Here is a 23,299-nt window from a genome sequence, read left to right as displayed (position 1 = left end):
ATTCCAGTCATGAAACATGCTTCGAACCAGAAACCGGAATATGAGAAAGAATTGCGTAAAGCTGGTGTGCGTATCACACGGCCACGGCGCATCATTCTGGATATATTGAGCTCAACGGAAGATCACCCGGATGCAATGAAGATTTTTCATCGCGCCATCGAGATCGATAACAGTATCTCGCTATCGACTGTCTATCGAACCATGAATTTGCTGGAGGATTTGGGCGCGATACACCGCCATGCTTTCAACGGCGGCCCGTCACGCTTTGAACAGGCCCACGGTGACCATCACGACCACCTGATCGATATCGATACCGGTGCCGTGATAGAATTCAAATCGGATAAGATCGAGAAACTTCAGGAAGAAATCGCCAAATCACTCGGTTATGACATCGTGCATCACCGACTTGAGCTTTATGCGCGGAAGACTGAACAAAAATAATAAAAAGCCGCCTCGAAGGCGGCCTTTTCAAAGTATGTGCTATAAACGATCAGGCGGCGTTTGACGCGGGTTGCGAAGTCAGCAATTCGTAAAGCAGGCTGGCGTCGTGCGCAGTGCGCAATTTGGCAATCCGCTCGGGATCGCGCAACATTCTGGCAATGCGCGACAGAGCCTTCAAATGATCGGCCCCGGCATTTTCCGGAGCAAGCAAGAGAAACACTATATCCACGGGTTGGTCGTCCAACGCTTCAAAATCGACAGGCGTATCCAACTGGGCAAAAACCCCGGCAATACGCTTTACACTGTTGATCTTGCCGTGTGGAATGGCAATGCCATTGCCGACACCTGTCGATCCAAGACGCTCGCGTTGCAAAACCGTGTCGAAAACCTCGCGCTCGCTCAATCCGGTCAGGGCAGCTGCCTTTTCCGACATGATCTGCAAGAGTTGCTTCTTGGAATTGACTTTCAATGCGGGCAGGACAGCGTCGGGCTGAATGAGATCACCCAGATCCATTATCTCTCTTCCTTCCAGTTACCGTCCGCACCGTTTGGCGTGCGGACGGTAGTTCATTTCGCCATGAACTTGTTTTTGTTTATCGGGATACGGCTTGATCACCCACAGTTGATGGGTCGATCCAGCCAATATTCCCGTCTGCGCGGCGATATACGATATTAACCTGTGTACTACCAGCATTGCGGAACACAACAACCGGACTATCTTTCAAATCCAGTTCCACGACGGCAGATGCAACGCTCATGCTTCTCAATGCCATCGACGTTTCTGCGACAATAGTGGGAGCATAATCTTCTGGAATATCCTCATCTTCATCAGGCACTGGGGCCATTACGCGATAAGAAACATCGTCGAAAACGCCATTCGATCCGGGCGCTTGATGAGATTTCAGGCGGCGCTTATAGCGACGCAACCGCTTGTCCACACGCTCGCCGGCAGTATCGAAAGCCAATTGAGGATCCTGCGCTTCGCCAGCAGCCTGCAACACTGTTCCGGTATCGAGGCGCACAAGACAATCTGCAATAAATCGGGAGCCCTGTTTTTCCACTGTGACATGGCCAGAATACCCGCCACCAAAATATTTGGTGACCATTTCTGCCATCCGCTCTTCAATTTTAACGCGGAAAGCGTCGCCGATATCCATATGTTTTCCAGATACACGCAGACTCATGATACCTCACCTTCATTGTGATTTTCATTGCCCGATTCAATCTACACTGTTGTTTCGAATCGAGCAAAGACATCCCGCAAAATCATGCGGGCGATCAATCACATTTCACTTTCCTGATGTTCCATTCAAAGGCGCGCTTAAGCTCCATCGTCGCAATTATCAGCGCTTCGCTCTCCCTGACCGGACTTCTTTTGGTCCAGTTCATTTGCCCACTGCGAGCAATCCTACACGTGGTGACGCAATGAATCCAGACCTTACATTGCTCTTGGCGGCGGAAGCCTCAGCTTTTTTCTCACGGCGCCGTTGAACCGAGGAAGAGATGTTCATGGCTTCGCGATATTTGGCAACGGTGCGGCGTGCAATATCGATATTCTTTTCCTTCAACATGTCGACAATTGTATCGTCCGAAAGGATCGAATCCACCGATTCAGCATCAATAAGCAGCTTGATCTGATGCCTTACAGATTGCGAGGAATGCTGGTCAGCGCCCTCATTGGCAGCAATAGCGGCGTTGAAAAAGTAGCGCAGTTCGAAAACTCCGCGCTTTGTGAGCATGTATTTATTGGTGGTCACGCGGCTGACGGTAGACTCATGCATACCGATAGCGTCTGCAACATTACGAAGATTGAGGGGTTTCAAGTGCGCAACGCCGTGCAAAAGAAACTGCTCCTGCTGGCGAACTATCTCACCTGCAACTTTGAGAATGGTTTGTGCGCGTTGATCAAGACTGCGAACAAGCCAGTTGGCATTCTGCATACACTCTCCGAGGAACGTCTTCTCATCAGGAGATGTTTTTGCCTTCATTATCGTTGCGTAATAGCTGTTATTGACCAGTACTCGCGGCAAGGTCTCAGCGTTAAGCTCTATCCGCCAGCTACCATCGGGATTCTGGTCAACCTGAACATCGGGAATAATGCTGTCCGCGGTGCCGGAGGAGAATGCAGTTCCAGGCTTGGGGTCGAGCAGTTGAATTTCTCTGAGCATATCAATAATTTCCGCATCACCAACGCGGCAGAGTTTTTTCAAACTGTGAAAATCCCGCTTGGCAAGCAGCTCGAGATTTCTGATCAGTATCTCCATCGCAGGCGAGAGACGGTTTCTGGCACGCAGCTGTAGCCGCAAGCATTCTGCAAGATCGCGTGCAAACAATCCTGCAGGTTCGAAACCCTGCAGGACGCAAAGCAACTTTTCTATATGCTCAACAGTCGAGCCAAGTCGCGCGGCAAGTTCGGTAATATCGCCGCGAAAATATCCGATTTCATCAACCTGATCAGCAAGTTCAGCAGCAATCAACCGATCTGCAGTTTTATCGAAAGCGAAAATGATCTGCTCCCGAATATGGTCCTGCATATTTGGCTGCGCTGCCGTTACCTGCTCAAGGTTATAATTTTCTCCACCGGATGATATGTAGCCATCGCCAGCAGAAGACTTCCATTGGGAAGCAAGATCGCCTCCAATGAAATCATGACTACCGGGATCATCGGGGAAAATGTTCTCGAGCGAACTGTCAAACGTATCGGACATTGAGCTTGAGCTGGTTCCTTCGCCGCTCTTTAGCCAGGAACTATCGGTCTCATCAGAGGAGAAATCGTCGGTATGTCTTTCGTTTTCGACATATTCCTGGTGACCGCCGTCCGACGCATAACCCGCATTGGTATCACCCCCGCCAAATGAGATGGCGTCGTCTGATTTATCCAGTTGTTCTAGTAACGGGTTTTTTTGGATTTCCTGCTCAATGAACTGTTCGAGCTCGATATGCGTCAATTGCAGCAGCTTTATCGACTGCATCAGCAATGGCGTCATCACCAGCGATTGGGTTTGCCTCAAATCGAGTTTCGGCGACAGTGCCATAATATACGCAGCTACTCCTGACGGAATTTAATACCATCATACAGAAGTGGCCCAATCCTTGCTTGTCAATTGAAAAGCTTCAAAAGCTCGTATAATCACGCTATTTTCAACCGAGACGCGTGCGTAAATTGAGATTTTCTTCTCACCAAGTGAGTAATTGGCTCAATCAGAGCTTAAATTCGTCACCGAGATAAAGTCGGCGCACGTCAGGGTTGGCAATTATTTCGTCCGGACGGCCATGGGTCAAAACCTGGCCCGCATGAATGATATAAGCCCGATCAATGAGCTTAAGAGTCTCACGGACATTATGGTCTGTGATCAAAACACCAATGCCACGACCGGTCAGGTGCCGAACCAATTGCTGGATATCTGCGACGGCAATTGGATCGACACCTGCAAACGGTTCGTCGAGCAACATGAAGTTTGGCCGTGATGCCAATGCGCGGGCAATTTCAAGACGCCTGCGTTCGCCACCTGAAAGGGAAATCGCGGGAGCTTTGCGCAAATGAGCAATGTGAAACTCTTCCAAAAGGGAGTCCAGTTCCTGCGCTCGTGCATGCCGGTCTTTTTCGACGACCTCAAGCACAGCCTTGATATTGTTTTCCACAGACAATCCACGAAAAATCGAGGCTTCTTGCGGAAGATAGCCGATACCGAGTCGTGACCGCCGGTACATTGGCATCGTGGTAACGTCGAAGCCGTCGATTTCGATTGTGCCCTTGTCGACGGGTACGAGTCCGGTCACCATATAAAAACAGGTGGTCTTGCCAGCGCCGTTAGGACCAAGAATACCAACTGCCTCGCCAGAGCGAACCCCGAAGGAAACACCATTGACAACCTGACGGCCATTGTAGCTCTTCGTAATACCGCGAGCTACCAGAGTGCCTTTCATGCGATCTACCGCAGAAGGATCAGCCGGACGCTTCTCCTGTGAAACACTGGAGTTTGGTCGCGCGGCATTCTTGCTGGGTGAGCGGCGTGAAAATAGGGACACTTACGATTCTTCCGGCAGTTTTAATTCTTTTGCGCGTTTTTAGGCGCTACGACAATTGAAACGCGTCCGGTCTGACCGCTCTTGCAACTTTCCAACTGAGCTTCACCAGTCTTCAACTGGGCAGTGAGCTTGCACCCGACGGCTACGTTGTCGCCTTGAGAGAGTACAACCTTACTGCCGGTCAGTACCAATACCTCGGTTTTCATATCGAACGTACCGCGATCGCCTGTCGCAACCTGATCTTCGGATTTGACGTAAACCTTGTCGCTAACTTCAAGATGATCAATATCCTGCGCACCTGCGCCAGCCACGCCTGCCGATACTTTGGAGGGCTCTGCATTTGCGGCATCTTTATTGCCGCCCTTGACGTAATAGACGACCATTGAGCCCGCTTTTAAGAGCGTTGCGCCCTGAACGACAGTCACATTCCCTGTGAATGTCGCAGTGCCTGCATCATTATGCAGCACAACCTTGTCGGAATCGATTTGAATTGGTTGGTCGCCGGATAGCTTTATGCCACCGGGCGCTGCATCTGGAGTCTGCTGCGCCATGGCAGGGACAACCAATGAGGACGCCAATAAACTCATTGAAACAGATGAGATCCTGATCAGTTTCGCCCCGAAAGACATCGTTTTCTCTCCTAATCCGAGAAATTTCTTCAAAATAACAATCGCCAACCGTAAATCAGTTTGACGATTTTACCTCATTGCCACCTTCTTGCAGCTTTGTCGGTTGAATGACAAGCCTTACACGCTTTTCAAACGTCACTACTTTACCACCATCAGTGATCTGCATACTATCGGCGACAATGCTGCCGTTACGATTTTTAACGCTGACCGGGTCATTGGTAGACATTGTATTCCCGGCAATATCAATATCAGCAGATTGCAACTGAGCCGTAATACCGTCTGAAGTGACCAGCGATATTTCACTGTCGAGTTTCAGTTGCCTGTTGGCATTGTCGAATACACCTGACTTTGCTTTCACTTCGGCGCGCATCTCTTTGCCGATCGGGATTTCTGCGTCAATACCTTCCAGCGATATGACCGAACTGTTTCCAACCTGCTGCAAAGCCCTCACAGCGCTCATTTTGTAGGGAAGTTTGTCTTTGGTGAAGCCGTCAAGCTTGGGATTGGTCATCACAAGCTTGCCATCCTCTATCCCGGCGCCGTCCAGTGCAATATTGTTTGGGACGCCGGAAGCCGAAAAGAACGTAAACCACGAGAATACCGCCGCGCCAACAAGTGCAATTGCCGGCAACGAGAACTTCAGTAGCCGCACACGGCGCGAATGACGTTCAGCAGCCTTGAAGACAGTCGAATCCTTGTCGGATGCAGCAAACTGCCGTGCAACCGTAGCATGATGCTCGGCGTCCGCGGCGGCATTGCGCGCACCATTGATATCGGTTTTTTCAATAGACATAGGTTGGTTGCTGTTACCGTTTATAATATTTCTAGCTAGTTCAACGCCAATATGGTTATTTTTCGATGAAATAGACGCGTTTTAGAGCACACGCGGTGCGTGCAAGGACAAGTATGCGGTCAGGTGGCCAGTTACAAGGTCAATTTACCAATACACTTATCCTCACTAGTCGATTGAGACGGCATGTCTGGACTTCCACCGGATGATATCGCAGAAGAGTATCACATACATCGGCGAAATGGACGAAAATGATGGCCAACACAGCAGACGCAATTATTGACCGACGCAAACTACGGCGGAAAGTGACATTCTGGCGTGTTGCTGCTCTGCTGCTGGCAGTGCTTGCTGTGATAGCACTCTACCTCGTTACTACCGGCCCGGAAGCCTATACGAGCAAGTCCGTTCCACATATTGCGAAAATACGCGTTGAGGGAACGATCCTCGAAGATGAAGAACTGCTCAAGCGTTTGAAAGATATCGGCGAGTCCGACGCTGTAAAAGGTGTGATCGTCTCCATCGATTCACCTGGCGGCACCACCGCCGGCGGCGAAGCAATCTATGAGGCTGTTCGCAAAATTGCTGAAAAGAAGCCTGTGGTGGCACAGGTCGGCACCCTGGCCGCTTCAGCCGGATACATGATTGCCATTGCAACAGATCACATTGTTGCGAGGCAATCCTCCATCGTCGGTTCGATCGGTGTATTGTTTCAGTACCCGGACATATCCGAACTTCTGACAAAGGTCGGTGTCAAAGTCGAAACCATCAAATCCAGCCCGTTAAAGGCCGAACCCAACTTCTTTAATCCTGCCAGCGACGATGCCAAGGCGATGATCCATCGCATGATCATCGATTCCTACAACTGGTTTGTCGGACTTGTCGAAAACCGTCGTAAGTTCAGCCACGAGCAGGCTTTGGCGCTCGCCGACGGCTCCGTCTTTACGGGGCGCCAAGCGGTGGAGAACAAACTCATCGATGCGCTCGGCGGTGAAGAGAAGGCTCTTGACTGGCTTGCCGGAAAAGGAGTGGATGCGCAACTTAAAGTAGTGGAATGGAAGCCGGTCCAGAAGTCGACTTTCGGTTCGCTTTTCTCACAATCCGCAATGAAGATGGTCGCCAAACTTCTTGGTTTGCCCGAGTCCAGCACCGGAATTCTTGACGAAATAACAGGAGACAGGATGTTTCTTGACGGACTCGTTTCGGTTTGGCACGTTGACGGCAAGCCCTCAGGGGCGCAATAAGCTATTCGCATATAAGATCAGTAGCATAGTCCACATTGACTGTGTATCCTGGTCTCAAAACCAGAAGGGAATTTTGCTGTGATCAAATCAGAGCTCGTGCAAATAATTGCCAACCGCAATCCGCACTTATTCCAGCGCGATGTGGAGAATATTGTCGGCGCAATCTTCGATGAAATCACCGATGCCCTTGCCGAAGGTAATCGTGTCGAATTGCGCGGCTTTGGCGCATTTTCCGTGAAAAACCGACCTGCCCGCAGCGGACGCAACCCGCGGACGGGTGAAAGCGTTGATGTCGAAGAAAAATGGGTACCGTTTTTCAAAACCGGCAAAGAACTACGCGACAGGTTGAATGCAAACGGCTGAACGCGCAATTTAGCAAGCAAGCAAATGAGGCTCTGACATGATTAATCGCGTGGTCGCCGTACTTGTTCTCGTACCGATCGCGATAGTTCTGATCGCCCTGTCGGTTGCCAATCGTGGCCATGCCCTGTTCACGATTGACCCATTTAATCCAGGTAATCCGGCACTGTCTTATTCGGCACCGCTGTTTGTCTGGTTATTCGCCGCTTTGATCATCGGGCTCATCATTGGCAGTCTCGTTACCTGGTCCAATCAGGGCAAACACCGCAAGCTGGCCCGGCAGCGCAAGCTTGAGGCGGAAATGTTGCGTAAGGAAGCGCGCAAGGCAACAACTGAAACCGCCTCGACGCCAAACCTGCCCTCACTGCATTAAATTCTACCTTCTACCAAGGACTCGTAATGAAACTCGTCTCCCCTGCTGAGGTCGATTCCTTATTGAATTGGCCTGACATGATCAGTGCAATCGAATTGGCTTTTCGCCAAGGCATGATCCAACCGGTACGGCACCATCACACTGTTGATCGACCGGACGGGGCCGCCTCGACATTGCTGCTCATGCCCGCATGGTCGGATTTTGATGCGTTGGGCGACTCTTCCAAGGGCTATATGGGTGTAAAGATTGTCACTGTTTCACCGGACAATGGAGCTGTCTCGAAACCTGCTGTGATGGGTGTTTATTTGTTGCTTGATGGCAAGACCGGTGAACCAAGGGCGTTGATAGATGGCCAGCGCCTCACATTATGGAGGACAGCTGGTGCTTCGGCACTTGCTGCACGGTATCTCGCTCGGAAAGATGCATCACGGCTGGTTGTTTTGGGCGCAGGAGCGCTTTCAGGCTTTTTGGCCCGCGCTCACAGTGCCATACGTCCAATTGAGGAAATCTCGATCTGGAACAGAACTTTTGCCGGGGCTGAAAAAGTGGCAGCCGAGCTTGTGGCTGAAGGTTTCAATGCCAAAGCCATCAAAGACAAGGATGCGGCTATAGCTGAGGCCGACATTATAACCGCCGGGACATTATCTACGGAACCACTCATACTTGGAAAGCACCTGAAACCGGGTGCTCACGTGGACCTGATCGGAGCATTCACTCCAACAATGCGCGAAAGTGATGATGAGTGCATCCAGCGTGCACGTGTTTTCGTCGATACAAAGGACGGGGCATTGAAGGAAGGCGGCGATATCGTCCAGCCCATAAAAGCAGGGGTGGTCGATTCCAGCCACGTTATTGGTGATTTGTTTGACCTCACACGAGGAACGATTAAGGGCCGTCAGTCTGCCGATGAGATCACATTGTTCAAATCTGTCGGCGCGGCGCTCGAAGACCTTGCGGCTGGTATCCTTGTCTATGAAAAGGCAATGGCGTAGTAACCTTGAAAAAGGTTGCAAGGAAAATACGGTTTGAAATCGTCTGGCGGTAAAATCAGAAAAACAAAAAGCGGTGGCCGCCAAGGCGACGTTTCAAAGAATGCCGTGCAGCGGCAAAGTGTAACGAAGCCACGCCCGCAGTTTGCAAAAACACAGCGGTCAACGGAAGTTGATTCCGAGCGTGTTGCCCTGCGTCAGGAACAAACGCCCAAACGTATCCTCACGCGTCGTACTGGCGCACGTCCGCAGGAAAAAACGGGACTTATTCTCGAAACACTTCCATCTGATGATTATGCGCTTCTCGATAGCGGCAATGGTTTGAAACTGGAGCAATATGGTCCCTATCGGATCGTGCGGCCCGAAGGCCAGGCAATCTGGCTTCCCGCATGGAGCAAGGCTGAATGGGACAAGGCCGATGCAATTTTTACCGGAAATACCGATGAAGAAGGCGTTGGCCGTTGGCATTTTCCCAAAGTACCACTCGGTGAAACCTGGCCTCTAGCATATGAAGGCATACCCTTTTTCGGACGATTCACTTCCTTTCGGCATGTGGGCGTATTTCCAGAGCAAGGTACACACTGGTCTCATATGGACAGTTTGATCCGCAATGCAAAACGCCCCGTGAAAGTGCTCAATCTGTTTGGTTATACGGGCGTTGCTTCTCTTGTAGCTGCGCGCGCAGGTGCTGAGGTCACGCATGTCGATGCCTCGAAGAAGGCCATTCTTTGGGCACGGGAAAATCAGGAAATGGCAGGCCTGTCTGGTAAACCCATTCGCTGGATATGTGAAGATGCAATGAAGTTTGTTGCGCGGGAAGAGCGGCGGGGCAATGGTTACGACATCATCCTGCTTGACCCGCCGGCCTATGGGCGTGGCCCCAATGGTGAAGTATGGCAGCTTTTCGACAATCTGCCGGAAATGATTGATTTGTGCCGTTCGATCCTCACTCCAAATCCTTTGGGCGTTGTTCTGACTGCCTATTCCATCCGCGCATCATTCTTCGCCATTCACGAATTGATGCGGGATACATTTACGGGACTTGGCGGCGAAGTGCAGTCCGGCGAGCTCATTCTTCGAGAGCGCTCCTCAAACCGCGCCCTCTCCACATCTCTTTTCAGCCGCTGGGGCGCATCATGACCAAACAGGACGACCACCATCGTGGCACCGGCATTGCCAAGCCGGGTAAAGTCAAGGAAGTAACCAGCCTTACAAATCCTATCGTCAAGGATTTGCGTTCACTTGCATTGAAGAAGTTTCGCGATCAACAAGGTGTCTTTCTCGCAGAAGGCCTGAAGCTTGTTATTGATGCGCTGGACCTTGGCTGGACCATTAAAACCTTGGTCTACTCAAAAGCCGGCAAGGGAAACTCGCTTGTCGAACAAGTTGCTGCCCGAACCGTCGCCAAAGGCGGCGATGTGCTTGAGGTCAACGAAAAGATCATCTCGGCGATAACTAGGCGTGATAATCCGCAAATGGTCGTTGGCGTTTTCCAGCAAAACCTGCACGCGTTGTCAGCTGTCCGCCCGGAAGGCAATGATGTTTTCGTCGCGCTGGACCGGGTTCGCGATCCTGGCAACCTCGGTACGATTATTCGTACGGCTGATGCTGCAGGGGCAAAAGGCATCATCCTGATTGGGGATACCACAGATCCCTTCTCGCTTGAGACAGTTCGGGCAACAATGGGATCGGTGTTTGCGGTTCCTCTTATCCGGGCTACGGAATCCGAATTTCTCGCATGGAGGGAAGGCTTTCAGGGTTTGATCATCGGAACGCACCTCAAAGGTGCTGTCGACTATAGAACCATTCCCTACGCCAATAAGCCGGTTGTCTTGCTGATGGGCAATGAACAGCAAGGCCTACCCGACCAGTTGGCAGCCACTTGTGATCGGCTTGCAAGAATTCCTCAACAGGGGCGCGCCGACTCTCTTAATCTCGCTATCGCTACCGGTGTAATGCTGTTTGAAATCCGGCGTGATGCGCTGAAACTTGACACAATTAATTGAGAAATATTCGTTTATGAGCAGCAAACGTTTTTTCGGCCTTACTACAATCATTCTTGTTTCGGTTCTGACCGACCAGATCATCAAGTATCTTGTCGAAACAGGTATGAATTATCAGCAGCAGATCGATATCCTACCTTTTCTGGCTTTATTCCGCGTTCACAATGAAGGTATCGCTTTCTCGATGTTAAGCGGAATGCATGACATCGCGCTGATTGCGTTGACAGTCGTCGTCATAGGCTTCGTGAGTTATCTTTGGTGGAGCACTAGCCCGGATCGCTGGGTTTCCCGAGCCGGTTTTGCCCTGATCATTGGCGGCGCAATAGGCAATCTCATTGATCGCAGTGTCCATGGCTATGTGATTGACTATATTCTTTTCCACCTGCCGTCTTGGTCCTTTGCCGTCTTCAATCTAGCCGATGCTTATATTTCAGTTGGCGCAGCACTGGTCGTGATCGAAGAACTTTTTGCTTGGATCAAAGAGCGAAAAAAGCAGCCTGATCAAGCAGAATAGCTCGTAAAATACCATATTCTTAGCCGGTATTTTACGTCATGTTGCCGTCATCCAATCGTAGTAATGAGAGCTGGAACGATTACCGGTCAACCTCCGACGAGGGTTAAATCGATATGGACATCTCCTTGCTTGAATCCGCTTCAATCACTAAAGATCAAAGCATTATGTCGCAGGTTGATTCAACGTCCTTGCCGTTTACGGCGCCTCAAATCGTTTCAGTGCTTGGTCGCATTGGAACAATGGAGGTTTGCCTTGCTCAAACCGAAGATGAAATTGCCTCATCCCAACAACTCCGCTTCAAAGTATTTTTTGATGAACTTGGCGCCAAGGGCTCTGCAACATTGGAGCAGCGTGATGCTGACCGGTTTGATCCCTTCTGTGACCACTTGCTCGTTTATGACACTGCAATTCCAGGCCCCAAGCACAAACAGATTGTAGGGACATACCGGCTTCTGCGCTCGGAAAAAGCTTTCGAGACTGGCGGATTTTATACGGCTAGCGAGTTTTCGATTGAACGTCTTGTTGCAGCCAAGCCTGAATTGCGATTCCTTGAGCTAGGTCGATCCTGCGTCCTCCCCGAATATCGCTCCAAACGCACTGTTGAATTGTTGTGGCAGGGTATCTGGACCTATTGCCGGTTTCATTCGATTGGCGTGATGTTCGGATGCGCCTCATTTCAGGGCACTGTTCCAGCCGCCCACGCTTTGCCGCTGTCTTTCCTGCACCATAATTGCCGGGCAACAGCCGATTGGGATGTCAGGGCTCTGCCTTCCCTCTATCAGGCTATGGACTTGGTGCCGAGCGAAGCGATCAACGCCCGTGTAGCGCTCTTTGCCATGCCGCCATTGATCAAAGGCTATCTACGCCTTGGCGCGATGATCGGTGATGGCGCTGTTATCGATCATGATTTTGGCACCACGGACGTGTGCATCATTTTACCGGTCAGCCGCATCTCCGAGCGCTACGTCAGTCATTACGCAGCCGAAGCGAAACGCTTCGTATAAAAGCGTTTGATCATCTGTGGAGAAAACCACAGTTCGGCACTGCAGAGGTGTGTAAATCTGCCGAGAACGCATAGATTGCTCCTGCTATAGCTCAGGAGACAAGTTTTGGCCGAACTGGCACCGTCCGTAATGGAACAATCCCCCTATGAGGCTGACCAATCGGTGCGTCCCACGCCGATGATGGAGCAGTATATCGAGATCAAGGCGACCAATCCTGACAGCCTGCTTTTTTATCGAATGGGCGATTTCTACGAGCTGTTTTTTAATGACGCCGTGGAGGCGTCCCGCGCTCTTGGAATTACCCTTACGAAGCGTGGAAAACACCTTGGTGAAGATATTCCCATGTGCGGTGTACCAGTCCATGCCGCCGATGACTATTTGCAGAAATTGATAGCGCGAGGATTTCGCGTTGCTGTTTGCGAACAGGTTGAAGACCCTGCCGAGGCACGGAAACGCGGTTCGAAATCCGTCGTAAAACGTGACGTCGTCCGCTTGGTCACACCGGGCACCATCACCGAAGAAAAGCTGCTCGATCCATCCGAAGCAAATTATCTGATGACCTTGGGACGGGTCAAAGGAGCTGACAAATCCCAGTATGCTCTTGCATGGATCGATATCTCGACTGGAACCTTCCGTGTTGGTGAATCGGATGCCTCTCGATTGCTTGCTGATATCCTACGTGTCGACCCTCGTGAGCTGATCGTCGCCGATACGGTTTTTCACGATCCGGAACTGCGTGGTGTGTTCGATGTCATCGGTCGAGCTGTCAGCCCGCAACCGCCTAGCCTCTTCGACAGCGCTACAGCTGAGAACCGCATACAGCGCTATTTTGAAGTCGGTACATTGGATGGCTTCGGCCAGTTCTCGCGCGCAGAACTGGCCGCCATTTCCGGCGCAATAGCCTATGTTGAAAAAACACAGCTCGCCGAACGCCCGCCTTTGATGCGCCCCGAGCGCGAGTCCGAAGGTTCCTCGCTCTTCATCGATCCGGCAACGCGTGGCAATCTGGAACTTCTACGTACCCTTTCCGGTAAACGGGAAGGCAGTTTGCTCCGGGCAATTGACAGGACGACAACGGGCGGCGGTGCCCGGCTTTTGGCCGAACGGCTGACGTCGCCACTAACCGACCCATCCGCTATTGCGGAACGGCTTGATTCTATTTCTTTCTTCCTTGCCCGGCAGTCTCTCGCGGATCTGATGCAGAGTGCGCTGAAAGGTGTCCCCGACATGCCTCGGGCATTGTCGCGGTTGGCAGTAGGGCGCGGCGGGCCCCGTGATCTTGGGGCGCTGGCGCGAGGTCTGGAAGCGGCATCCGAGATTTCCCAGCTCTTTCTAAGTGAAGCACTGCCTCCGGAACTGGCGCGTGTCCGCGAATGTCTTGCCAGCTTGCCGGTCGAGTTTGCCGCTCATCTTGATCGGTCTCTCGCCGACGAACTGCCCTTGCTAAAACGTGACGGAGGCTTTGTTCGAGCAGAGTATAATCCCGAGCTGGACGAGATGCGGGCGCTGCGCGACCACTCACGCCGGATTATAGCTGGTCTGCAAGCTGACTATATGGAAATAACGGGCATCCGGTCCCTGAAAATCAAACATAATAATGTGCTTGGTTACTTCATCGAGGTTACTGCCAACAACTCCTCGGTCATGACTGACAGCGATGAGGCAAAAGGCAAGTTCATCCATCGCCAAACAATCGCCAATGCGATGCGATTTACCACCACTGAACTCGCGGAACTCGAAACAAAAATAGCAAATGCAGCAGAACGCGCTCTATCGATCGAGCTTGGCATATTCGATGCCTTGACGAATGAGACAATTCTCAATGCCGATTTCATACGTGCTGGCGCTCTGGCTTTGTCAACGCTCGATGTTTCGGTTGCTCTGGCCGCTTTGGCCGACGAGCAGGGATATTGCCGGCCAGTTGTCGATGACAGCGTGGCTTTCGAGATTGTTGCTGGTCGTCACCCGGTCGTTGAGCAGTCACTAAGACGAAAGGCGGCAAACCCCTTTGTTGCCAATGATTGCAATCTCTCACCGCTTACAAGCGGTAAGGGAGCGATCTGGTTGCTTACAGGGCCCAATATGGGTGGTAAATCTACCTTCTTGCGGCAAAATGCACTGATCGCCATTCTCGCTCAAATGGGCTCATTTGTGCCCGCTGGCTCGGCCCATATAGGAATTGTGGATCGCCTGTTTTCCCGTGTCGGCGCATCCGATGATCTGGCACGCGGACGTTCTACCTTCATGGTCGAAATGGTGGAAACTGCCGCGATTTTGAACCAGGCAACCGATCATTCACTCGTTATTCTGGATGAGATCGGCCGTGGCACTGCAACATTTGACGGTCTTTCCATCGCTTGGGCGGCAGTGGAATATCTGCATGAGAAAAACCAATGCCGCGCGATCTTTGCGACGCATTTCCATGAGATGACCTCGCTCTCGGAAAAACTAACGCGCCTGAGCAATGTAACAATGCGGGTAAAGGAGTGGGATGGCGAAGTTGTGTTTTTGCATGAAGTTGCAAAGGGTGCTGCTGATCGTTCCTATGGCGTGCAGGTAGCGCGTCTGGCAGGTTTACCAGAGGCCGTTGTCAATCGGGCGCGGGATGTTCTTCATCAATTGGAAGCTGGTGAAACATCCGGAAAAGCCGACAAGCTGATTGATGATTTGCCACTCTTCTCAGTGGAGGTTAAGCGTCAAGCTCCCAAACCTGTTCAGGGAAAAGACAGTGCCCTGCTTACGGCACTTTCGGCGATCAACCCTGATGAGCTGACACCGCGGGATGCGCTGGAAGTTCTTTATCGTTTAAAAGGGCTGACCGCCAATTAGGGTAGATTGCGTACCACCTCAAAATGTAATCATTTTGTTTAACGCAAATTCGCGCTATAGCGTGCGGCCATCATTTGTAAAGTCGTGTTCATGAGCGCCACAGACCTGAAACTGGAACAGATTGTCAGCCCGGAAAGGCTGCATCAGCAATTTGAAGATCTTGTCCAGGCAGCCAACAAACAGGGCAAGCCCTCTGTCGAACGCGCAGACGTTCTGAACCTCATCAAGCAGACGCTGGAACTTGGCCGCAAGAGCGCCGAAACCATGCTGATGCAAGATGCGCGCGGAACACGGTGCTCCGTGCGGCTCTCATGGTTGATGGACCAAATCATCACTGCGCTCTACGATTTTGCAACCCGGCACGTTTACCCGGCGATCAATCCTTCCACCTCGGAACGGATGACCATCATAGCGGTCGGAGGATATGGCCGTGGCGGCCTCGCGCCCGGTTCCGATATCGATCTCCTGTTTCTCCTGCCATATAAGCAAACACCTTGGGGCGAACAGGTCGTCGAATATATTCTTTACATGCTGTGGGATATCGGACTGAAGATCGGTCATGCCACCCGCAATCTCGATGAATCAGTCCGCCTGTCACTATCGGACATGACCATACGCACAAGCATTCTTGAAGCGCGATATATCTGCGGAAATCAGGAATTGTTTGACAAGCTGGTCGAGCGCTTTGACAAGGAAGTTGTCGAAGGCACCGGCCCGGCGTTCATTGAAGCCAAACTCGCTGAAAGAGATGCCCGACACAAGAAATCCGGCGCAACCCGCTATCTTGTCGAACCCAATGTCAAGGAAGGCAAAGGCGGACAGCGCGATCTGCATACGCTGTTCTGGATCGCGAAATATTATTATCGCGTCAAAACGAGCGACGAACTGGTCAAGCTGGGTGTTCTGTCACGCGCTGAACATAATATATTCCGTAAAGCAGAAGATTTGTTATGGGCAGTTCGCTGCCACATGCACTTTCTTATGGGCAAAGCGGAAGAGCGGCTATCGTTCGATATTCAAAGCGAGATTGCGCGACGTCTTGGCTATACAGCACATCCCGGACAGCGGGATGTCGAACGCTTCATGAAGCACTACTTCCTGGTAGCAAAGGAAGTCGGCGACCTGACACGCATTATCTGTGCTGCACTGGAAGAAGAGCAGGCAAAGCATGTTCCCGGCTTCAACCGGATTTTCCTCACTTTTTCCCGGCGCAAGCGCAAACTCGCTGGCACAACCGATTTTGTAGTCGACAATCACCGTATTACAATCGCCAATGATGGAGTCTTCCATAAGGACCCAGTCAATTTGATCCGTCTTTTCCATCTTGCCGACAAGCATGGGCTGGAATTCCACCCGGATGCGATGCAGTTGGTTACACGCTCACTATCTCTCATCAAGGCCGATTTGCGGGAAAACCCGGAAGCAAACAAACTCTTTCTGGAAATTCTGACTTCGGAGCGCAATCCGGAACTTATCCTGCGTCGCATGAATGAATCCGGCGTGTTGGGCAAATTCATTCCGGACTTCGGCAAAGTCGTCGCGATGATGCAATTCAACATGTATCATCATTACACTGTCGATGAGCACCTGCTGCGGTGTATTGCAGTTATGTCCGAGATCGAGCGTGGCGATCTTGAGCAGGAGCATCCGCTGGCCAATCAGATCATGCCGGGGCTCAAAAAAGATCGCAATCTCATTTACGTAGCGCTTCTGCTGCATGATATAGCCAAAGGCCGGCCTGAAGATCATTCCATTGCAGGTGCACGCATAGCAAAACGAATATGTCCGCGCCTTGGACTTTCCAAAGCCGATACTCAAACCGTTTCCTGGCTGGTGGAACAGCACCTTACCATGAGTATGGTGGCGCAATCGCGTGATCTGAATGATCGCAAGACAATTGAGGACTTTGCTGAGATCGTACAGACACTCGATCGCATGAAACTGCTGCTGATCCTTACCATATGCGATATCAAGGCCGTTGGGCCCGGTGTCTGGAATGGCTGGAAGGGGCAATTATTGCGGAACCTCTTCTATGAAACAGAATTGATGCTCACGGGCGGCTTCTCGGAAGTATCGCGCAAGGAACGCACGGATCATGCCCGCGCACAGCTTGAGCACGCGCTATCGTCCTGGCCGCAGATTGAACGCCAATCCTATCTCGCACTGCACTATCAGAACTATCTTTTGACTGTCAGCATCGCTGATCAGTTACGCCACGCCAGCTTCATTCGGGAATCCGATGCGAGCGGAAAAACCCTTGCGACCATGGTCAAAACCCATGATTTTGAGGGCGTTACCGAAATTACCGTTCTGTCCCCGGATCATCCGCGCCTCCTTTCCGTCATTGCAGGAGCTTGCGCTGCGGCTGGTGCCAACATCGTTGACGCGCAGATTTTTACAACGAGCGATGGGCGCGCGCTTGATACAATCCTGATCAGTCGCGAGTTTTCGACTGATGATGATGAACGCCGCCGCGCCACCCGGGTTGGCCGTTTGATTGAAGACGTGCTGTCTGGCAAAACCTATCTGCCCGAAATGCTTGCCGCAAGAACGAAGCCCAAGCGCGCGGCAAAAGCATTCAAGATCACACCACGCGTAGAAATCAATAACACGCTGTCGAACAAGTTTACGGTTATCGAGGTCGAAGGTCTGGACCGGCCGGGCGTCCTTTCTGAGATAACCGGGGTTATTTCAGACCTTTCACTGGATATTGCCTCGGCACACGTGACCACATTCGGTGAAAAAGTGATTGACGTTTTCTATGTGACCGATCTTGTTGGCCATCAGATTACCAATACCACCCGCCAAAGCCGCATCCGCAAAAAGCTTCTCGCGCTTTTTGGTGAGGGTGACATCATCACCGCCCAGCCTCAGCGGCAAAACGTTCTCATGACGGCAGAATGATATGAGCCTCGTCAAGAAATTCGCCACTGTTGCATCGGGCACATTGATGAGCCGTGTTTTCGGTTTGACCCGCGAAATGCTCATGGCTGCGGCGCTCGGAACTGGTCCGGTTGCCGATGCGTTCAATGCAGCTTTCCGGTTTCCCAATACCTTCCGTCGGCTATTTGCGGAGGGTGCATTCAATGCAGCCTTTGTTCCGCTTTTTGCCAAAGAGATCGAAGCGAATGGCATGGATGGCGCAAAACGATTTTCAGAGGAAGTTTTCGGTGTTCTCTTCAGCGTTTTGATGGCACTGACCATCATCATGGAACTTTCCATGCCGCTCATCGTGCGAACAGTAATCGCTCCCGGTTTTGTCGATGACCCGCAAAAATTCAGCAACACTGTTTCGATGGCGATTATCATGTTTCCCTATCTGGCCTGCATGTCGCTTGCAGCCATGATGGGTGGAATGCTGAACTCGCTGCATCGTTACTTCGCTGCCGCCGTTGCGCCTGTCTTCCTGAACATCATTCTGATCGGAGTGCTTGCCTATGCCTGGTATGCAGGGCACGACGGTATCGCCATTGGCTATGGTCTCTCCTGGGGTGTCATGGCCGCCGGGTTAGTACAACTGGCAATTGTCTGGTTTGCGGTTCGTAATGCCGGCATTACAATTGGTTTTCGCCGCCCCCGCATGACTCCGAATGTAAAACGCTTGCTGGTGCTGGCTCTTCCCGCAGCTATTACAGGCGGCATTACGCAAATCAACCTTCTGATAAATACCAATATCGCTTCGGGAAAAGAAGGTGCGATTACCTCACTGGCGAACGCTGATCGCGTGTATCAGCTGCCTCTTGGCGTGGTGGGTATTGCGGTCGCAACAGTGCTTTTGCCGGAACTTGCCCGCGCCTTGCGCTCCGGCAATCTGAAGGAAGCTGGCAATCTGCAGAACCGCTCGGTTGAGTTCATATTGTTCCTTACTCTGCCCGCCGCCGCCGCTCTTTTGGTCATGTCCGAACCAATTATTCGGCTGTTGCTGGAACGTGGCGAGTTCACAGCTGAGTCTACCAGCCGCGTGGCGAGCATTCTGGCGATATATGGCTTGGGCCTGCCCGCATTCGTTCTGATCAAAGCTTTCATCCCGGGCTTTTTCGCCCGCGAGGATACAAAAACACCAATGATTTTCGCTGCTGTTTCGGTGGTGATCAATATTGCCATGGCTCTCACGCTGTTCCCCATTCTGGCAGAAACTGGCATCGCCACTGCTGAGGTAACAGCGGGCTGGGTCAACGCAATCCTGTTATTTGTTACCCTGATCTGGCGAGGCCATTGGGGACGCGACATCCCGCTTTTGACCCGCATCCCAAGATTGATGATTGCTGCGGCGATCATGGCCATTGCCCTGTCCTATGCTATCGAATGGGCTGCTCCATATCTTGCCGCACAGGCTCCTGTACATGTTCAGGCGGCCGGTGTGTTCGGGCTGATTTTGATGTCCATGATTGTGTATTTTGCGCTTGCCTTTGGCACTGGTGGTGCGAGCCTTGGCATGATCCGCCGAAATGTGAAACGCCGCGCAAAAAATCCGGAACCTCCAACTGAGAATCCATCGCCATGAGCCGCAGCATTGGCCTGATCACACTCATTGTGAATGATTACGATGAGGCAATAGCTTGGTATACAAACAAGCTCGGCTTTACTCTTGTAACCGATACGAAGCTCTCGGAAATAAAGCGTTGGGTTGTCGTTTCGCCGGAGCGCGATGGCGCGAAGCTCCTTCTGGCGAAAGCCGACGGTCCACAGCAAATGAAAGCCGTCGGCGACCAGACCGGGGGCCGAGTCGCACTCTTCCTGTACACGGACGATTTCTCTGCCGATCACGCGAAAATGCTGAAGGCGGGTGTACGGTTTCTCGAAGACCCAAGACATGAGGCCTATGGAAGTGTTGCTGTTTTCGAGGACCTGTACGGCAATAAATGGGACCTGCTGCAGCTCAAATGAAGGTAGGGCTTGAATCCCACGCTTCGCTCTGCCAGAACCGCACGTCATGGCTATAATGCTTGGCCCAAGAAGAATTAAGGACGACTTATGAGCACGTTTGAACCGCTCGTTTTTTCCGGTGTTCAACCCACCGGCAATCTGCATCTTGGCAATTATCTTGGCGCTATTCGCCGATGGGTAGCCTTGCAGGAAAACAACAATTGCATCTATTGCGTGGTCGATCAGCATGCAATAACGCAAGCGGTTTCGGTCTGGGGCGGCCCTTCGGAGCTTTTGCGCAACACGCGTGAAGTAACTGCTGCGTTTCTTGCCGCTGGCGTGGACCCAAAAAAGCACATTGTTTTCAATCAGAGCCGCGTGCGTCAGCATTCTGAACTCGCATGGGTGTTCAACTGCATCGCCCGCATGGGCTGGCTGAACCGCATGACCCAGTTCAAGGATAAAGCCGGCAAGGATCGCGAAAATGCGTCGGTGGGCCTATATGTTTATCCTAACCTGATGGCTGCTGACATTCTCGTTTATCGCGCCACGCATGTGCCCGTTGGAGAAGATCAAAAGCAGCATCTCGAACTGACGCGCGACATCGCACAAAAGTTCAATACTGACTTTTCAGACCGGATTTCGGAACTTGGGCTTGGTGTTGAAACGCAGTCGGGCCATGAAACGATCTCAAGCTTTTTCCCTCTGACAGAACCTGTCATTGGCGGTCCCGCTGCCCGACTTATGAGCTTGCGCGACGGCACCAAGAAAATGTCGAAATCCGACCCGTCTGATCTGTCGCGGATTAATCTTATTGACGATGCCGACACTATCTCGAAGAAAATCCGGAAGGCAAAGACGGACTCTGATCCTTTGCCATCAGAAGTCGACGGTCTGAAAGACCGCCCGGAAGCCGACAATCTGGTTGGTATTTATGCGGCCTTGACTGACAGCGACAAGGAAACCGTTCTTCACAACTTTGGCGGGCAGCAATTTTCTGTTTTCAAACCTGCGCTTGCTGAGCTTGCTGTTGAAAAGCTTTCACCAATCGCCGCTGAGATGCGCCGCATTTCTGCCGATCCGGGCTTTGTCGATGCGGTGCTGAAGGATGGTGGCGAGCGTGCGAGCATTCTTGCGGAAAAGACCATGCGAAATGTTCGCGATATTGTTGGCTTCCTTCAAGACTAGACAGGACTTGCAGACAATCAACGCTTAAGGCAGGTTGCACAAATGGTATCAAAACGTCTCAGTCGCGAAGCTGGCCATCGCCGTAAATTCCTGGCCATTATCGATGAAACGCCAGAATGTGAGCGGGCAGTAGCTTACGCTGCACGCCGTGCAAAAACCACCGGCGGCGTGTTGTTACTGCTATTCGTCATTGATTCCGCTGACTTTCAGGCGTTTCTCGGTGTTGAACAAATCATGCGGGCCGAAGCTGAAGAGACTGCCAATTCCACGCTCAGCAAGTTTGCCGCAAGTGTCCGTGAGAGCATAGGTATCGAATCCGAACTCGCCGTGCGTGAGGGTATAACCTCGGAGGAAATTCAGAAACTTATCGAAGAAGATCAGGATATCGCCATTCTGGTTTTGGCGGCAGGCTCGGGCAAGGATGGTCCTGGCCCTCTCGTTCAATCTCTGGCAGGCCGCGAAACCTTCTCCATACCCGTTACGGTAGTCCCTTATAATCTTTCCGACGAGGACCTCGACGCCATAACATGATCGCGTCCCCAAAATGTGATATAATCTTGACTTGAAGAGAATGGTTTTAAGGCCTATATGCCTCTTTGAATAGTTCTAAACTAGGGACGCGATATCTGCCATGTTCATCCAGACCGAAGCTACGCCTAATCCGGCAACATTGAAATTCCTGCCTGGAAAGGTAGTGCTTGAGGAAGGCACAGCCGATTTTCGTGATGCGGCTGCTGCAGGTGAAGCGTCGCCTCTCGCCGCAAAAATTTTCGCGGTTCCCGGCGTTTCAGGAGTCTTCTTTGGATATGATTTTGTAACTGTCACCAAAACAGACGCTCCTGAATGGCAGCATTTGAAGCCCGCCATTCTCGGCGCCATTATGGAACATTTCATGTCCGGCGCTCCAGTCATGGCAAACGCAACGGATATTGCTGATAGTGCACAACGTGAAACCGAAGGCGAATTCTTCGACAGTGCGGACACCGAGATCGTCGATACGATCAAGGAGTTGCTTGAGACACGCGTCCGCCCCGCCGTTGCTCAAGATGGCGGTGACATCACATTCCGCGGGTTTGAAAACGGCACGGTGTTCCTTCACATGAAAGGTGCTTGTTCAGGTTGTCCTTCGTCTACGGCAACATTGAAGCATGGCATTCAGAACCTCCTGAAGCATTTTGTTCCAGAGGTGCAGCAGGTCGAAGCCATCTGATTTTCATCGTCAGTGAAACAAAAAAGCCCGCTTTAAGCGGGCTTTTTTGTTTCAGTTTACGGCTCCAGGCCCGGGGATTGCTCCGGGCGGGCATTTTCCAAGGATGATCATGCCAAGCACCTCGTCCTCGTTCACATCGCCAACCTTTGCAGTTCCCACAACCTGACCGTTCTTCATCACGGCAACACGATCTGCCAGATGAAAGACATCATGGATATCGTGGCTGATGAGGAAGATACCAATTCCTTCGTTCTTGAGTTGCTTGATCAATTCTCCGACCTGCGCAGTCTCCTGAGGACCAAGGGCAGCTGTAGGCTCATCCATGATCAGAATACGGGCATTGAAGAGAATTGCTCTGGCGATAGCAACGGATTGCCGCTGACCACCCGACAAGGCCTTGACCGGATCCTTGAAACGTTGAAAGCGTGGGTTAAGGCGGCCCATAACTTCACGCGCGCTGTGTTCCATGGCCACATCGTCGAGTGTGCCCCACGGTGTCATCAATTCACGGCCCAGATAGAGATTAGCTGCCGTGTCTACATTATCCGCCAAAGCGAGAGTTTGATAGATCGTCTCGATACCGTAAGCTTTTGCGTCTCGCGGATTGCTGATTAAAGCTTCTTCGCCATTGACCTTGATCGTACCGCTGTCGCGCTTGTAAGCGCCCGACAGAATTTTGATCAATGTGGATTTTCCAGCGCCATTGTGCCCGAGCAAGGCAACAACCTCACCCGGGAAAAGATCAATTGATGCACCATCAACCGCACGGATACCGCCGAATGCGATCGAGATATTTTCCATATCGATGAGAGCGGTTTGCCTATTTGTCATGA

Annotated in this window: 22 protein-coding genes and 2 pseudogenes; 17 read left to right on the top strand and 7 right to left on the bottom strand. The window is 51.7% G+C overall.

Annotated features, from left to right (window positions below; all coding sequences use genetic code 11):
* Positions 1 to 9 precede the first annotated feature (9 nt).
* Positions 10 to 441 (top strand): Fur family transcriptional regulator, encoded by a 432-nt coding sequence (locus tag PMI41_RS17460; RefSeq protein WP_008127046.1) that lies wholly within the window; start codon positions 10 to 12, stop codon positions 439 to 441.
* A gap of 49 nt (positions 442 to 490) precedes the next feature.
* Here PMI41_RS17460 and ptsN read toward each other — a convergent pair whose 3' ends face one another.
* From ptsN to PMI41_RS17435, 5 genes and pseudogenes are all read right to left on the bottom strand, one after another.
* Entirely contained in the window at positions 491 to 955 is a 465-nt protein-coding gene (gene ptsN, locus PMI41_RS17455) for a PTS IIA-like nitrogen regulatory protein PtsN (protein ID WP_008127044.1), read from the bottom strand.
* Between the two features lie 79 nt (positions 956 to 1,034).
* Complete coding sequence (gene raiA / locus PMI41_RS17450; RefSeq protein WP_008127042.1) at positions 1,035 to 1,625, bottom strand: ribosome-associated translation inhibitor RaiA; 591 nt, start codon at positions 1,623 to 1,625, stop codon at positions 1,035 to 1,037.
* Between the two features lie 282 nt (positions 1,626 to 1,907).
* Positions 1,908 to 3,476: pseudogene (gene rpoN, locus PMI41_RS17445) on the bottom strand (RNA polymerase factor sigma-54); the annotation flags it as partial.
* Between the two features lie 166 nt (positions 3,477 to 3,642).
* Positions 3,643 to 4,371 (bottom strand): annotated as a pseudogene (gene lptB, locus PMI41_RS17440) (LPS export ABC transporter ATP-binding protein); the annotation flags it as partial.
* Positions 4,372 to 4,490: 119 nt separating this feature from the next.
* Positions 4,491 to 5,021, bottom strand: coding sequence for an LptA/OstA family protein (locus tag PMI41_RS17435; protein WP_244423969.1), 531 nt, complete (start codon positions 5,019 to 5,021; stop codon positions 4,491 to 4,493).
* On the opposite strand from PMI41_RS17435, the gene PMI41_RS25485 reads away from it, so the two are divergent.
* A complete protein-coding gene (locus PMI41_RS25485) occupies positions 5,020 to 5,163 on the top strand; it encodes a hypothetical protein (RefSeq protein ID WP_162130129.1) in 144 nt (47 codons plus the stop codon). The two genes, PMI41_RS17435 and PMI41_RS25485, sit on opposite strands and share 2 nt — an antisense overlap.
* Here PMI41_RS25485 and lptC read toward each other — a convergent pair.
* Entirely contained in the window at positions 5,155 to 5,892 is a 738-nt protein-coding gene (lptC, locus tag PMI41_RS17430) for an LPS export ABC transporter periplasmic protein LptC (protein WP_008127035.1), read from the bottom strand. The genes PMI41_RS25485 and lptC overlap by 9 nt on opposite strands.
* Positions 5,893 to 6,143: 251 nt before the next feature.
* On the opposite strand from lptC, the gene sppA reads away from it, so the two are divergent.
* The 15 genes from sppA to PMI41_RS17355 all read left to right on the top strand — a co-directional run bounded on the left by sppA (position 6,144) and on the right by PMI41_RS17355 (position 22,466).
* A complete protein-coding gene (gene sppA, locus PMI41_RS17425; protein ID WP_040855707.1) occupies positions 6,144 to 7,130 on the top strand; it encodes a signal peptide peptidase SppA in 987 nt (328 codons plus the stop codon).
* Between the two features lie 78 nt (positions 7,131 to 7,208).
* Positions 7,209 to 7,493, top strand: a complete 285-nt coding sequence (locus PMI41_RS17420; protein ID WP_008127032.1) for an integration host factor subunit beta — start codon at positions 7,209 to 7,211, stop codon at positions 7,491 to 7,493.
* Between the two features lie 37 nt (positions 7,494 to 7,530).
* A complete protein-coding gene (locus PMI41_RS17415) occupies positions 7,531 to 7,863 on the top strand; it encodes a LapA family protein (RefSeq protein WP_008127031.1) in 333 nt (110 codons plus the stop codon).
* Between the two features lie 26 nt (positions 7,864 to 7,889).
* Positions 7,890 to 8,855, top strand: a complete 966-nt coding sequence (locus PMI41_RS17410; protein ID WP_008127029.1) for an ornithine cyclodeaminase family protein — start codon at positions 7,890 to 7,892, stop codon at positions 8,853 to 8,855.
* A 189-nt stretch (positions 8,856 to 9,044) separates the two neighbouring features.
* Positions 9,045 to 9,992, top strand: a complete 948-nt coding sequence (locus PMI41_RS17405; protein WP_244423972.1) for a class I SAM-dependent rRNA methyltransferase — start codon at positions 9,045 to 9,047, stop codon at positions 9,990 to 9,992.
* Positions 9,989 to 10,858, top strand: a complete 870-nt coding sequence (locus PMI41_RS17400; protein ID WP_008127027.1) for an RNA methyltransferase — start codon at positions 9,989 to 9,991, stop codon at positions 10,856 to 10,858. Before PMI41_RS17405 ends, PMI41_RS17400 begins: the two co-directional genes overlap by 4 nt.
* Before the next feature lie 13 nt (positions 10,859 to 10,871).
* Positions 10,872 to 11,369, top strand: coding sequence for a signal peptidase II (gene lspA, locus PMI41_RS17395; RefSeq protein WP_008127025.1), 498 nt, complete (start codon positions 10,872 to 10,874; stop codon positions 11,367 to 11,369).
* 164 nt (positions 11,370 to 11,533) lie between these two features.
* Complete coding sequence (locus PMI41_RS17390; RefSeq protein WP_040855702.1) at positions 11,534 to 12,373, top strand: GNAT family N-acetyltransferase; 840 nt, start codon at positions 11,534 to 11,536, stop codon at positions 12,371 to 12,373.
* 129 nt (positions 12,374 to 12,502) lie between these two features.
* Positions 12,503 to 15,202: a DNA mismatch repair protein MutS gene (gene mutS, locus PMI41_RS17385; protein ID WP_052025936.1), complete on the top strand. Its 2,700-nt coding sequence runs from the start codon at positions 12,503 to 12,505 to the stop codon at positions 15,200 to 15,202.
* A gap of 90 nt (positions 15,203 to 15,292) precedes the next feature.
* Positions 15,293 to 18,106, top strand: coding sequence for a [protein-PII] uridylyltransferase (locus tag PMI41_RS17380; RefSeq protein WP_008127016.1), 2,814 nt, complete (start codon positions 15,293 to 15,295; stop codon positions 18,104 to 18,106).
* A gap of 1 nt (position 18,107) precedes the next feature.
* Positions 18,108 to 19,706, top strand: a complete 1,599-nt coding sequence (gene murJ / locus PMI41_RS17375; protein ID WP_008127014.1) for a murein biosynthesis integral membrane protein MurJ — start codon at positions 18,108 to 18,110, stop codon at positions 19,704 to 19,706.
* Entirely contained in the window at positions 19,703 to 20,089 is a 387-nt protein-coding gene (locus PMI41_RS17370; protein WP_008127013.1) for a VOC family protein, read from the top strand. Before murJ ends, PMI41_RS17370 begins: the two co-directional genes overlap by 4 nt.
* 87 nt (positions 20,090 to 20,176) lie before the next feature.
* A complete protein-coding gene (gene trpS, locus PMI41_RS17365; RefSeq protein ID WP_008127011.1) occupies positions 20,177 to 21,256 on the top strand; it encodes a tryptophan--tRNA ligase in 1,080 nt (359 codons plus the stop codon).
* Between the two features lie 42 nt (positions 21,257 to 21,298).
* Positions 21,299 to 21,787, top strand: a complete 489-nt coding sequence (locus tag PMI41_RS17360) for a universal stress protein (RefSeq protein ID WP_008127009.1) — start codon at positions 21,299 to 21,301, stop codon at positions 21,785 to 21,787.
* A 100-nt stretch (positions 21,788 to 21,887) separates the two neighbouring features.
* A complete protein-coding gene (locus tag PMI41_RS17355; RefSeq protein ID WP_008127008.1) occupies positions 21,888 to 22,466 on the top strand; it encodes a NifU family protein in 579 nt (192 codons plus the stop codon).
* 51 nt (positions 22,467 to 22,517) lie between these two features.
* On the opposite strand, the gene PMI41_RS17350 is transcribed toward PMI41_RS17355, so the two are convergent.
* A complete protein-coding gene (locus tag PMI41_RS17350; RefSeq protein ID WP_008127006.1) occupies positions 22,518 to 23,297 on the bottom strand; it encodes an ATP-binding cassette domain-containing protein in 780 nt (259 codons plus the stop codon).
* Between the last annotated feature and the right edge of the window lie 2 nt (positions 23,298 to 23,299).

The sequence above is a fragment of the Phyllobacterium sp. YR531 genome, from assembly GCF_000282595.1.
Lineage (GTDB): Bacteria > Pseudomonadota > Alphaproteobacteria > Rhizobiales > Rhizobiaceae > Phyllobacterium.
Note: the sequence above shows the minus strand (reverse complement) of the source record. Positions and strands in the feature narration are given on the sequence as shown.